12 protein-coding genes are annotated in these 13,562 nt (G+C 48.6%); 4 read left to right on the forward strand and 8 right to left on the reverse strand.

The window, feature by feature from the left end; translation table 11 throughout:
- The first annotated feature begins 108 nt into the window (after positions 1 to 108).
- The 4 genes from ACQGQ5_RS03475 (at position 109) to ACQGQ5_RS03490 (ending at position 4,408) form a co-directional block, all read left to right on the forward strand.
- Complete coding sequence (locus tag ACQGQ5_RS03475; protein ID WP_455735203.1) at positions 109 to 348, forward strand: helix-turn-helix domain-containing protein; 240 nt, start codon at positions 109 to 111, stop codon at positions 346 to 348.
- 443 nt (positions 349 to 791) lie between these two features.
- Positions 792 to 3,020 carry a DNA helicase RecQ gene (gene recQ / locus ACQGQ5_RS03480; RefSeq protein WP_455735204.1) on the forward strand — a complete coding sequence of 743 codons (2,229 nt, stop codon included), beginning with the start codon at positions 792 to 794 and terminating at the stop codon, positions 3,018 to 3,020.
- A 234-nt stretch (positions 3,021 to 3,254) separates the two neighbouring features.
- A complete protein-coding gene (locus tag ACQGQ5_RS03485) occupies positions 3,255 to 3,560 on the forward strand; it encodes a hypothetical protein (protein ID WP_455735205.1) in 306 nt (101 codons plus the stop codon).
- Positions 3,557 to 4,408: an IS3 family transposase gene (locus ACQGQ5_RS03490; RefSeq protein ID WP_455735206.1), complete on the forward strand. Its 852-nt coding sequence runs from the start codon at positions 3,557 to 3,559 to the stop codon at positions 4,406 to 4,408. Before ACQGQ5_RS03485 ends, ACQGQ5_RS03490 begins: the two co-directional genes overlap by 4 nt.
- A gap of 120 nt (positions 4,409 to 4,528) precedes the next feature.
- Here ACQGQ5_RS03490 and ACQGQ5_RS03495 read toward each other — a convergent pair whose 3' ends face one another.
- The 8 genes from ACQGQ5_RS03495 to ACQGQ5_RS03530 form a co-directional block, all read right to left on the reverse strand.
- On the reverse strand, positions 4,529 to 5,617 hold the full coding sequence (locus ACQGQ5_RS03495; protein WP_455735430.1) for a glycerate kinase family protein: 1,089 nt from the start codon (positions 5,615 to 5,617) through the stop codon (positions 4,529 to 4,531).
- Positions 5,618 to 5,672: 55 nt separating this feature from the next.
- Complete coding sequence (locus ACQGQ5_RS03500) at positions 5,673 to 6,635, reverse strand: D-2-hydroxyacid dehydrogenase (protein WP_455735207.1); 963 nt, start codon at positions 6,633 to 6,635, stop codon at positions 5,673 to 5,675.
- Between the two features lie 205 nt (positions 6,636 to 6,840).
- Positions 6,841 to 8,484 carry an amidohydrolase gene (locus tag ACQGQ5_RS03505; RefSeq protein ID WP_455735208.1) on the reverse strand — a complete coding sequence of 548 codons (1,644 nt, stop codon included), beginning with the start codon at positions 8,482 to 8,484 and terminating at the stop codon, positions 6,841 to 6,843.
- Between the two features lie 138 nt (positions 8,485 to 8,622).
- Positions 8,623 to 9,327: an ABC transporter ATP-binding protein gene (locus ACQGQ5_RS03510; protein WP_455735209.1), complete on the reverse strand. Its 705-nt coding sequence runs from the start codon at positions 9,325 to 9,327 to the stop codon at positions 8,623 to 8,625.
- Positions 9,320 to 10,048, reverse strand: a complete 729-nt coding sequence (locus ACQGQ5_RS03515) for an ABC transporter ATP-binding protein (RefSeq protein WP_455735210.1) — start codon at positions 10,046 to 10,048, stop codon at positions 9,320 to 9,322. Before ACQGQ5_RS03515 ends, ACQGQ5_RS03510 begins: the two co-directional genes overlap by 8 nt.
- 4 nt (positions 10,049 to 10,052) lie before the next feature.
- Positions 10,053 to 11,027 (reverse strand): branched-chain amino acid ABC transporter permease, encoded by a 975-nt coding sequence (locus ACQGQ5_RS03520; protein ID WP_455735211.1) that lies wholly within the window; start codon positions 11,025 to 11,027, stop codon positions 10,053 to 10,055.
- A 15-nt stretch (positions 11,028 to 11,042) separates the two neighbouring features.
- Positions 11,043 to 11,909 carry a branched-chain amino acid ABC transporter permease gene (locus ACQGQ5_RS03525; protein WP_455735212.1) on the reverse strand — a complete coding sequence of 289 codons (867 nt, stop codon included), beginning with the start codon at positions 11,907 to 11,909 and terminating at the stop codon, positions 11,043 to 11,045.
- Positions 11,910 to 11,990: 81 nt separating this feature from the next.
- Positions 11,991 to 13,319 (reverse strand): ABC transporter substrate-binding protein, encoded by a 1,329-nt coding sequence (locus ACQGQ5_RS03530; RefSeq protein WP_455735213.1) that lies wholly within the window; start codon positions 13,317 to 13,319, stop codon positions 11,991 to 11,993.
- Positions 13,320 to 13,562: the final 243 nt, after the last annotated feature.

The raw sequence follows: 13,562 nt of genomic DNA on the forward strand, positions 1-13,562 counted from the left end.
AGGGGTTACCACAGCTATCTATCAGTATGCTGTTCGGCGCATCCCATTTTAGATGGCATACCCTCTTATCGGTTGTTTTAAGCAAGATATTCTTTCAATTCCACAAATATGCAATTACAACAAAACTATTTTTCCACATATTTTAAGGAATGCGTTGGATACACTCCTCAAAAGTATATCAATAAAAAGAAAATGGAAAAAGCGATCTCCCTGATTATGTCCGGTGATAAAACAATCACGCAGGTTTCCGAAGAACTGGGCTTTACCAGCATTCATTATTTCAGCCGCCTTTTTAAGAGAGAACTCGGTGTGCCGCCGAGTATTTTGGAAGAACCAGTATTGATATAGGGATTAATATCCAAAAGAACAAATATATTCCCCAATCGGAATTTGAATTTCGGGCTCAAAAAATGTGTTAATGCTCAAGTTCCATCATTACTCCGACAGCTTTCTTATATGTCGGAATCGGCAAAAGCAAAACCGGCAACCAGCAGTCTAACAGTTCTTGCAGATAAAAGCTAAAAATGAGAAATTCGCACCGAATCAAAGAATATGCAAAATCCGAATTTACATATCTTTCAGGGCGCGACGCCTATGTCTATCCTCAGGACAATTTGCTCTTGGATAAAGTTCGAGATCATCTTCAAAAACATAGGGTATGCGATATTCGAATTCTAAAGCCTGTAAGAATTGCCCTGCGAAATCGTCATGTACGACAAACAAATCTGTGAGAAATATGGCCTTCATCTTTTCCTGTACTTGCAAATGTTTTGAACCCGGATTACAATGGAATGAATTACATGGAGAACCGCTGTGACAAATTGCTCAAGGCAATCGGCAGCTCAAAAAACAGGAGTGATCAGTTTTTAATGGATAATCCGCAGACGCTGCTGAAACGTTATTTCGGCTATGATGCGTTCCGCCCCGGGCAGCGGGAAATCATTGACAAAATACTGCACGGAGAGGACGTCATGGCGGTTATGCCGACAGGCGCGGGGAAATCCGTGTGCTACCAGATTCCGTCGCTGCTTTTTCACGGCATTACGATTGTAATCTCCCCGCTTATTTCTCTCATGAAGGATCAGGTCGACGCTTTGTCTCAGTCGGGAATCCACGCGGCCTATATCAACAGCGCGCTTTCGTCCGGCCAGCAGTATGCAGTATTTGAGAACGCAAGAAGCGGAAAATACAAAATCGTCTATGCTGCTCCTGAAAGACTGGAAACCGATAACTTTCGCGAATTGATTGAAAAACTTGACGTTTCCATGATCGCCGTCGATGAAGCCCACTGTGTCTCGCAGTGGGGGCATGATTTCAGGCCAAGTTATACAAAAATAGCGGAAAGGATTGCTTTGCTTCCGTCCCGCCCAGTTGTTGCGGCCTTTACCGCGACGGCAACTCCGCAGGTACGGGAGGACATTGTACGATTTTTACAGCTTCGGCAGCCCTTTACGCTGACGACCGGATTTGACCGGGCAAACCTCTATTTTGAAGTGGAAAAGCCCCGGAAGAAAACCGCCGCGCTTCTTGAGTTCCTTGATAAACACAAAAACAAATCCGGGATCATCTATGCTTCCACAAGAAAAACGGTGGATTCCCTGTGTCAAAAGCTCAAAAGCAGCGGGTACCCGGCCACGAAATATCACGCCGGAATGCCGGAAGCGGAACGAACCGAAAATCAGGACGACTTCCTCTACGACCGCGTAAATCTGATGGTTGCAACCAATGCGTTCGGCATGGGAATTGACAAGTCGAACATTTCCTTTGTGATCCACTACAACATGCCGCAAAGTGTCGAAAGCTATTATCAGGAAGCGGGAAGAGCGGGACGCGACGGCGAAAGAGCCGAATGTATTCTTTATTATTCCGTATCCGACATCGTTACGGTTAAATTTCTGATTGAGAACGGCGCAAACGACAGCGATAAGGCGATCCGTTTTCAAAAGCTGAACGATATGGTCGATTACTGCAACACCGATAAATGCCTGCGTTTTTACATACTGAAGTATTTTGGAGAGCTGGACACAGAAAACAAATGTGAAAATTGCGGCAACTGCAACAGCCGGGTTGAGAGCACGGACATCACGGTGGAATCACAGAAAATCATGTCGTGCATTGTCCGCATGGGCGAGCGGTTCGGGAGCGGGATGATCACCGGTGTGCTGCACGGAAGCAACACGCGAAAAATAAAGGAAATGGGCTTCGACAGGCTCAGCACCTTCGGTATCATGAAGGAATATTCCCCGGAAACGATAAAGGAACTCCTGTCGTTCCTGGTTGCGGAAAAATATATCGGGCTTTGCGGGGATCAATATCCGATACTGAAGTTAACGCCCTCAGCCCGGGATGTCCTGCGCGGCGAAACTGCCGTTTCCATAAGACGTGCCATCCGGAAGCAGGATTCCGCCCAAAGAAGCGCAGCTCATCCGGATGAGAGGCTTTTCGAAATTCTTCGCGGAATTCGCGCCCAGCTTGCGCAGAAGGAGAGCGTCCCGCCCTTTGTCATCTTTTCGGACGCAACCTTAAATGAAATGTGCGGAGCCTATCCTGTTGATCAGGAAAGCCTGCTTGGAATTTCCGGCGTGGGCAGCGTAAAACTGAAAAAATTCGGGCGCTGCTTTGCGGAAGCCATTCAGACGTATGTCGAGGAAAACCATATTCAGGTCCCCCGGAATATTTTTGCGGACACCTCCAAAAAGCAAGAGCGGAAAGCGCCAGAAGCCGTCAGTGATACAAAGGAAGAAAGCTACCGGCTTTATAAAGACGGCCTTACTATTGACGAAATCGCAAAGGGACGCGGGCTTACCCCGGATACTGTGGAAAAGCATCTGCTAAGCTGTCTTCAGAACGGGCTGCAGATTGACCCACGCCTGTTTGTAACCGAAGGAGAGGAAGAACTGATTACGGAAGCCGTAAAACACTGCGGACGCGAGAGGTTAAAGCCCATCAAGGAAGCTCTGCCTGAAAAAATAAGCTACGGAGCTATCCGATACGTTCTATACAAAAACAGGCCGGATTGAACCGTCTCGCTTTCTGTTCGCCAGACGTTTCCCGCAACCGAGCGCGTCTGAGCTTTTCTCCCTTTCTTATTTGTCCATACCGGACACACAAAAGAAGATTGCTGCAAAATGAACCGCACCCCATTCGTAAGACAGTATGCTATACTGAAAACAAATGGACTATACCCGAAAAAATGGACAGTGAAAAAAGAGACCTCCTGTTGTAGAATGGAAACTATCACAGGAGGTCATTTCATGTCCAGGAAATATGCAAAAGTTGAAATTCTAAGCGAAGAAGTGTTTCGGAGAAAGGCAGCAGGCGAAACCAACCGAGAAATAGCGGAAAGTTATGGATTGACAAAATATCAAATTAAACAGTTGGTCAGCCGTCAACATCGGAAAGCACGTCTGCTTGCCAACGGCTATATTTCGCGCCCCAAAGGCAGACCACGACGGAAGAATCCGATTAATGATGAAACGTTGCGAAACAACGAATTGATTGAGCTGCGGATGAAAGTAGAACTGCTGCAAAATTTTCTGTCCGAAGCTGGAAGGAAGTGAAACTGAAATATCGCGTCATTGAACGATTTCGTGGTAAATACAGCATTGAGGCCATGTGCCGTTCCTTCGAGGTTTCCCGCAGCGGCTACTATGCATGGCGAAATCGGCAGGCAAAAGAAGCAAAGGACCAATGGCTGACGGACTTGATTACGGACTGTCAGCAGCGCTGCAAACAGACCTACGGCTGCCGCCGGGTGCGCCGCTGGATCCTGCGGCAGACCGGAAAGAAAGTCAATTTGAAAGCCATTCTGCGCATCATGCGAAAGGATGATCTGCTTTCACAAATACGTCGGCGCGGACCCTATGTCCATTACAAACAGGCAGTACATAAATATCCGAACCTGTTGCAGAGAACCTTTGAGCAGCCCTTGCCCAATCGTTTCTGGGTTACGGACATTACCTGCATCCCTACTGCAAAAGGAATGCTGTATCTGTGCGCGGTAGTAGACCTGTGCGGCAAAATGGTTTTGGCCTATCGTATCGGCAATGACATGACCGCCTCACTGGTGACGGATACCATCCGGGATGCCGTACAAAAAGAGAAGGTCGCTGGTGGACTTGCCCTCCACAGCGACCAAGGGTCTCAATACACCTCGCAAGCATACTTTGACCTAAGTCAAGAATATCATTTTCAGCCGTCCATGTCCAGCCCCGGGTGCCCTTATGACAACGCCGCTATGGAGAATTTCTTTGGTACACTCAAGACGGAATGCCTATATCGTATGAATTTTTCCTGCCGTACCGAAGTGGAACAGGCAGTGGCTGAATATGTTCAGTTTTACAATTATGAGCGAATCAATCTGAAAAACGGCCTCACTCCGTCCGAAATCCGGAGCAAGGCCGCCTAAATCCTAGCTATTCTGCGACAGGGCTTTTATTTCTCTGTCTGTTCGTTGGGGATCAGTCCATCTGCTTTCAACAAACCGGGCCTTTGTCCTTCCATAACTAGGAAAGCACCTTCTTGCGCCTTAAAGAACGGATAAGAATCTCATTAAATTATCCATGGTTTTTGCAAGATCGCTTTGACTCCTGTTCTTTAAAACAGAAAAGTCCAAGGCTACCTGATTGATACTGAAAATCGCGGAAACACCCATATCGTATGCGGGTTCGATATGATCGCCGATGTCGCCGACCACAGCAATAAGCGGAATCCCCAGCTTCTTTGTGCGTTTGGCAACACCGATAACCACCTTGCCCCGCAGGCTCTGGGAATCCAGCCTGCCCTCGCCACTGATCACGAAATCAGCGCCATCCGCGATCTCGTCGAACCGCACGGTGTCCAGTACGGTTTCAACACCCATCTGGAGTCTCGAGCCTAAAAACGCCACCATGCCCGCTCCCATTCCACCGGCTGCCCCGGCCCCTGGAAGATCAGTTATGTCTTTTTTAAGATCTTTGCGGATCACTTCGGCAAGATTAGCAAGGTTTTGATCCAGCCTCTTTACGGTGTCCTCATCGGCGCCCTTCTGCGGTCCAAATACCGCGGACGCTCCCTGCGGTCCACATAATGGATTGTCAATATCGCACATGGCAACCATTTCCACACCATTTAGCTCGGGACACAGGCCGGATGCATCGATCGTCCGAATCTGGTCCAGCGTACCGCCTACCGGTACGAATGAATTCCCCTTTCCGTCCAAAAAACGGATTCCCAATGCCGCCGCCGCTCCGGTTCCTCCGTCATTTGTCGCGCTGCCGCCCAACCCGATTACAATCTTCCGGCAGCCGGATTTTGCCGCGTGGGAAATCAGCTGTCCGACTCCGTACGTGGTGGTCCTTTCTGCGTGCTTATTGTCGCCAACCAGGGGCAGCCCCGCGCACGCGGCCATTTCAATGATGGCCGTGCGTCCGCTGTCTACCAGCCCGTAAAATGCGCACAGGTCTTCGCGGTACGGACCTTTCACGGTAAGGAACACTTTTTTCCCGCCCATCGCGGTCAAAAAAGCGTCCACCGTGCCTTCGCCGCCATCCGCGACGGGAATCTGCACAATCTGAGCGTCCGGCTGGTAGCGCCGTATCTGTTTGGCCATAATAGAACAAATTTCAGCGGAATCCATGGTTCCCTTAAAGGAATCCGGAATCAGTACCACTTTTTTTAGTATTGACACTTCCTCAGCCCCTATTTACAACATTGATTGGGGTGCCATCCTTAAATTTCTGAAGGTTATCCACCGCGATATCCATCAGTCGCTGGCGGCTTTCTTTTGGCGCCCACGAAATATGCGGTGTGATAATAATATTTTTTGCCTGTAAAAGCGGGTTATCCATCTTGATCGGCTCTGTGGAAACCACGTCGACCGCAGCTCCGGCCACCTTACCGCTATTCAGGGCGTCACGAAGGTCCTCCTCCACGATGAGCGGGCCGCGGGAATTGTTGAGGATCATTACGCCGTCCTTCATTTTTGCAATGGTATCCTTGTTGATAATCCCCATTGTAGAGGGAAACAGCGGGCAATGCAGGGCAATCACGTCGGATTCTTTCAACAGCTCGTCCAGCTCCGCATAGCGGCAGGTTGCGCTTTCCATCGTCGTGTCCCGGAAGGAATCGTATGCCAGGACCTTCATGCCGAGCGCCTGTGCGATCTGGCCTGTGCGGCGCCCAATCCTGCCGAAGCCGAGTATGCCCATGGTTTTCCCTGCCAGTTCTACCAGAGGATAGTTCCAGAAGCACCAGTCGGCGTTATTCGTCCAGTCACCTTTTTTTACACAGTCCGAATGTTCTCCTATATGATGGCACAATTCAAGCAGAAGTGCAATGGCGAACTGGGCGACCGCGTCGGTTCCGTAAGTCGGGATATTGGAAACAACGATTTTCTTTTCCTCTGCGGTTTTCACGTCAACAACATTGTATCCGGTCGCCAGTACGCCGATAAATTTTACATTGGAACAGGCTTCCAGCACTGCCTTTGTAATGGGAGTTTTATTGGTGTAGACCGCGTCGGCGTCACCGATCCGTTCAACAACCTTATTCGCGGGGGTACGGTCATATACGGTCAGAAGACCGAGCTTTTCAAGGCCTGACCAGGAAAGATCTCCAGGGTTTTCAGTGTATCCGTCCAAAACTACGATTTTCATTTTCTATTCCTCCTGAATTTGCAGGGAAGCATCCGCTGAATCGCTGAATGGTCGATGCAGGGGAATCCTCAGCCCGTACTTCCCAAGTTTCTATGGAATCTTTTTTCATAAAACCGTTCCCGAGGATACCTCCCCGGACATAGCAATACGCCGGCAGCGGAGTCTGATCCGTAAGCTTGAAATGAAACAGGCAGACCGAAATCCGCTAACGTTCATACTCAATGACGCCGTCAATCATGGTCATGTCAACAGCGATTTTATAAATATCCTCCTTAGGGTATGTAAGAATATCCTCAGACAGTACGATAAGGTCAGCGAGCTTGCCTGTTTCAATACTGCCCTTGATTTTTTCTTCATAAGCCGCGTAAGCTCCGTGCAGGGTATAAGCACGGATTCCTTCCAAAACAGAAATGCACTGTGTTTGGTCAACTTGAAAATCGGACATTCGGTCTACGCGGTTTACCGCCGCGTCAATCACAGACATGCCGCAGGGTCCGGAAGGTGAATCACTGTTGATACAGACCTTGAGCCCCGCGTCAAGCATACTGCGCAGAGCAAACATATATTTCATCCTTTCCGATCCAAAAAACGACGTGAAGCTTTTGCCAAGGTCTGAAAGCATTGACACATGGCACGTAGGACACAGCTCCAGCTTTGCCATGCGGTCAATCAGATTCTGATCAGTCAGCGAAGTATGTTCGATTCTGTGCCGCAGTTCCGGGCGGGGGTTACTTTCAAATGCTTTCTCGTAGCCTTCCACCATATATTCAACAGCTAAATCGCCGATGGCATGGGCGGTTGCCTGACAGCCCGCGTCATTGATGCGTTTGATATAGTCGGCAACTTCCTGGCGTTCCCATCCGAGGGTATACGGGAGCTCCGGATCGTGAGAATACGGCTGCCGGACGGCGCACGACGGAGTTGACGTCCCCCCGTCAATCATGAATTTACAAGTGCCGATCTTAAAGAAATTGTCTCCAAGCCCGGTTGTAAGCCCCAGTGACAGAAAATGTTCGTTGTCGGAGTAGGAATACGGTTTTCCGTAAATACTGTGGAGCATCATGTAAGTCCTCGGCTTGAACGTGCGCTCCCTGCACAATTTCTGCATAGCTTTGTAGGACGGGGCGTCACAGGCGCCAGGATCATGGATGGAGGTAATTCCGTGTTCAAGACACACCTTGTTGGACTTTAACGCAGCTGCATACTGCTGCTTCTGCGTATAATCCACCTTGCTCCACAGAAGGAAGGTCGTCTGATCCTTAGTCAATCCCGTCAGCTTTCCGTTTTCTACAATAAGCTCGTTCGACGGAAATCTTTTTGCATCCTCGGCGTTAAAGACGCCGATCGTAGCAAACGCCTTTGAATTATATACTGCACCGTGCCCTCTGTCCATGCACTGCACCGGATTGCCGGGAGCCACCGAATCCAGTTCTTCCAGCGTTACCCAGCGTTTTTCATCCACCAGAGCCGGATCAAAATTAACCATGGAAACCCACGCCCCGGGCGTCCGCTCGGTAATCGCCTTTTTTACCGTCTCCAGCAGCTGTGCGATCGATTTACAGTTTCTGTAACTCACGTCTATGATGGAAGCGGCCTCATCGGTGCCGAATAGCCCGCCTAAAATGGCGTGAAAATGGCTGTCGACAAATCCTGGGAGAAGCGATCTTCCTTTTAAATCGATTATCTTTGTTTTTTCGTCTATGATCTGTTCCAAATCTTCGTTGGAACCGACAAAAACAATCCTGTTACCTTTTACGCCAACCGCCTGTGCGATCCGATCTTCTTTATCCACCGTAACTACTTTACCGTTTATAAAAGCAACATCCACATAGGAAAAATCAAAATTCATAATTATCTCCTCGGTATTCTAAGTAAAATCCATCTTATATGGCTTTACAGGTGCTTCCGTCTGCATTTGGGAGCATGCAGCGACGACGGCAACGCGTGCCTAGTCTTATGAGGGATTGCCACAATGCAGCTTACAAAATCAGACTCCCAAATACGCGCGCTTAACGATATCGCTGTTAAGCAATTCTTTGCCTCCGCCTTCGGAAATGATCTTTCCGTTAGAGAGAATATAGGCGCGATCCGCCAATTTCAAGGACTGTTTTACATTTTGCTCTACCAGCAGTACGGTTACGCCGTTTCGTTTTATTTCCTTTATCAGCTTCATGATGTCCAGCACCACAATAGGAGCCAGTCCAAGAGAAGGCTCGTCCAAAATCAACAGCTCAGGATTTGCCATCAGTCCTCTGCCGATTGCACACATTTGGGCTTCGCCGCCGCTCAGGGAGCCCGCCAGCTGTTTTTCTCTTTCCTGAAGCCTGGGAAGCAGATGATACACAAAGTCAAGATTTTTTTCGCGATTGGCACGGCTGCGTTTATTATAGGCGCCAAGCACCAAATTTTCCTTGACCGTCAGCGCGGGGAACAGCAGACGTCCTTCCGGCACCTGCACCAGCCCCATATCGACGATTGTATTGGTTTCTGCTTTGTCGATTCGTTTTCCTTTGAATGCAATACTGCCTTCAAACGAAGTCATCGTTCTGGAAATACACGACAGCGTTGTCGTCTTGCCCGACGCATTCGCTCCAATAAGGGCGACAACCTCTCCTTCCTTTACTTCCATAGATACATCGTACAATACCTGTACTTTACCGTAAAAAGCATTTACTCCGGAAAGCTTAAGCATCCTCGTCACCGCCTTCTATCCCAAAATATGCGTCGATTACCTGCTGGTTTTCTGAAACCTCGTTCGGGGCCCCCTCCGCGATTTTTTTGCCAAAGCTGAGAACCACAATATGCTTTGACAGTGACATGATCGCTTCCATAATGTGTTCGATCACCATAATAGTTACTCCGGAAGCATTTATCTTTTTAATGATCTGCACCATCTCCATGACCTCTTGCGTGGTCAGCCCCGCCATAACCTCGTCCAATAAAAGCAACTTTGGTTGCGTTGCTAGAGCTTTCGCGATTTCCAGCTTTTTTCTTTCTCCTAAATTCAGTGTTTTTGCAACACTGTCCTTTTTATTTTCCAATCCGACCGTTTTTAAAGCGGATATCGCAATTTGTTCGGCATCTTTATAGTCGGAATGTTTGCAAAACCCGCCGACCATAGCATTCTGAAGCGTCGTCATGTTGCCGAAGGGCTGCACGATCTGGTAGCTCCGGGCAATGCCCGCTTTTGCAATCTGATGGGGCTTTTTACCCGAAATCTGCCGACCCTGAAAAACGATTTTGCCGTCACTGATCGGAGTAGAGCCTGTAATACATCCAAACATCGTGCTTTTCCCTGCGCCGTTCGGCCCTATAATGCCTAAAATGGTCCCTTCTTCCAAATCAAAGGAAACATCGGAAAGGGCGCACAGACCGCCAAACCGCTTGGTCACTGATTCAATTTGCAGCAGCATAACTTTACTCCTCCTTTCTTGATTTATCCTTGACAAGAGCGATAATTTGCGGCAGCAATCCGCTCGGCTTAAACAAAATTACGGCCATAAGAATCAAAGAAAAGATAAATCCATGCAGGCCGCTGATATAGGATAAATACCCGCGGAGCAAATTGGACAGCGGCGTTATAATCAGTGAACCCAGGAAAGGCCCGAACGCTGTTCCCAATCCGCCGATAATCGAGATAAGGATAAAATTGTTGGAGATTGAACCGGCTAAAACGGATTCCGGCTCAATGTACATATAATACTGGGCGAAAAGCGTGCCTCCGATCGACGTAAAAGCCGCACTTAACAGATAGGCCCATGTCATGGTTTTTGTAGAGTCCACTCCCAGGCTTTCCGCCGCGTTCTTGTTTTCTCCTACCGCGATCAGATAGTATCCGAATTTGGAATGTTCCAGCCTGCAGGATATAAAGATGACAAGCAGCATATAGGCCCATGTAAGGACGGCATATGCGATTTTACCGTCAAATATCATGTTCCCAAAGCTCGGCTTAAAAGGAATAAGCAAGCCGTTTGAACCGGCTGTAATATTCTCCTGCGTAACTACAGTAATCCGCGTAATTTCACCGAACGCGATGGTTGCCAGAACAAAAAACGTACCCTGAAGGCGCAGGGTCGCAACACCAATAACCAGAGCAAACAGCATGGATATCGCCACGCCCACAATCATTCCGATCCATGGAGAAAGACCGAAATGCAGGTACAGCAGTGTGGATGTATAAGCGCCGATACCCATGAATGCGGCGTGTCCAATGCTTGTCCTGTTGCAGTAGCCGCAATAAAGATTCCAGGATGATGCCAGTCCGGCCCATAAAAAAGTAAGTACGGCAATGTCTTGAAAATAAGTGCTTTTTGTGAAAAGAGGCACTAAAATAAGCAGAACCGCGATGATCCAGAGCACAGAATTCGGCTTTTTTAACAGCTTTTTTATCATATCGCAATTCCTCCTTTACGTAGACAATTTTCCGAACAAGCCGGTGGGCTTTACGAGCAGTACGATGATAAAAAGTACAAAGTAAGCTGCCTGCTGATAGGCCGGCCCAATGAAATACCCCGCAAGACTTTCTATTACCCCAACCAAAAGTCCGCCGAATATAGCGCCGGGAACGCTGGACAAGCCACCGATGACAACCACGATGAACGCCAATGTGCAGAAGGTATTCCCTATCGTCGGAGAGGCCGGATACATTGGCATCAGCAGACTGCCCGCCACGCCAACCAGCACAATTCCGATAACAAACGCGAGCAGGTAGGTTTTCTTCAGCTCTATGCCCATCAGCTGCGCTGATTTTGTATTCTGGGAAATCGCCCGCATTGCTGCGCCGGTATAAGTTTTTTGCAGGAATACGTACAAGAGGACGGAAAGCCCGATTGCTATAACAAATGCAATGATTCTTGGCAGACTTAATACAATTCCGCCCAGATTCAGTGTTTCATTATTGATCGGAATGCGCACATTGCGATAATCTGCTTTCCAGATCATCAGGGCAAAATTCTGAAGCAGCATCGACAGCCCTAATGTAAGGATGGTCTGTATGGAATGCTCCGAGCTTAACACCCGCTCAAATACAACCTTAAACATAAACAGAGCAATCAACGCCATTAATACAATATTAATCAGCAAAGACTGGTAAGGGTCCAAATTGAGAAGATTGAACGACCAGAAGGAAATATACATTGCCAGCATCAGGAACTCACCGTGAGCGAAGTTTACCATTCCCACAACGCCGAAGGTCAGGGTCAAACCTACGCTTATCAGCGAATACACACCGCCGGCCAGTAGTCCGGAAATGACAACTTGAATAATTTGTTGCACTTGATACTGCTCCTTTACTTGAAATATACACATCTCCTTCCAGCCACGCGGGCGGAAGGAGATGCAAAAGTGTAGCCGTTTTTATTTGCTGGCAATCGGCAGCGGAACATCCACGAGCTCGCCGTTCTTCAGCTTATCCGGATACACCGTTATGACCTTGCCGTCCTGCCATTGCCCTATATTGGCGGTGGCCAGCTTATTCTGTCCGTCTTCACCAAAGTCGAGTCCAAAACCAAGACTTACCAGATCAAGCTTTGTGCTTAACGCGGCTTCGCGCAGGTCATCCGCAGAAAGAGACTTTGCCTTTGGCAGAATATCATTGAGGAAAGTATAAGCGCCGCAGAAGGTGCACTCGGTTCCAACCGGAACAGAGTTAACCGACTGATCCATTTCAAGGTACTTTTTACGGAATTCCTCAACGGCAGATTTCAGTTCCGGGTCTGAATTGTAAACGTCGATTGAGAGATTGGTAGGCATATCCATGCAGAAAATACCGTTTGCGTCTTTACCGACGGTAGACGCAAAGTTCGGGTCTGTTGTTCCCGCGCCGCAGCCGAAAATGACCTTGGGCACGGCCTGATACTGACGCAGCGTATCCATCAGCAAAATCGCGTCGTTAATGTAGCTGACCGAAATAAGGATGTCCGGAGCAGCTTTTTTTACCTTCACCGCCATAGCGGACATATCGGTGATCTTGGCGGCATTGTAGCTTTCCTTATATACGATATTTACGCCCAACTCTTTTGCGCGGTCAACCGCGCCCTGCGCTACGGACGTACCATAACTGGAGTCTTCGTTCAGGATGGCCACCTTTAAGTCCTTAGGGTCCTTCCCGATCTTGGCCGCCAGGGTGTCGTAGGAATACTGGATTCCAAGCGCGCCGCGGTAGCTGCCTTTATCAATAATACGGAAAACGTGCTTGTTTCCAACGTCGGTAAGCTGGTCCGCGATTCCGTTGGACTCGATGAGCAGCGCGTCGCTTTTTGCAACAACGCTGCCGATTGCGACAGCATTGCCGCTCGACATGGAGCCGAACAGGATCTTAATGCCCTGCTGGTTGATTAATCGGCCCGCCTCGGTTGTGGCGGTAGTGGCGTCAGGAGCGTCCGCCGTTACGAGTTCAATCTTTTTCCCGTTAACGCCGCCCTTTGCGTTAACCAAGTCCACTGCGATCTGTGTGCCTCTGAGATTCTGCGTTCCCAGCAACGCTTTTTCACCGCTGGACGGATAAATAGCGCCGACTTTAATCGTTTCTCCGTTGGCCGCAGCAGCAGAATCCGTCGCAGACGCCGTTTCGCCGGCAGACGCGACAGCCCCGCTTGCCGCGGCACCGTTGCTGTTTGTTCCGCATCCGGTAAATAAGCTTGTAGCCAATGCTGCAACTAACACAATACTTGCTATTCTTTTCAATGATTTCTCCCCCTTATAAATATATAATATCGATTAACGCTGCAATGAACATTCGAAGCGGACGGATATTATGGCCATATGTCTTACAATATCAAACCTTTTAGGTTCATTCTTTTCCATCTGCATTCTTTCGCTCATTGTGTCGCTAATAATATTTAAGTGGATGGATGCAACCGCATCGGTAAGTGGAAATATGCGGACCGATCAAATGAATTCTGCGGGATATGTAAAATTACCTGAAAG

This window comes from Caproiciproducens sp., from assembly GCF_053840905.1.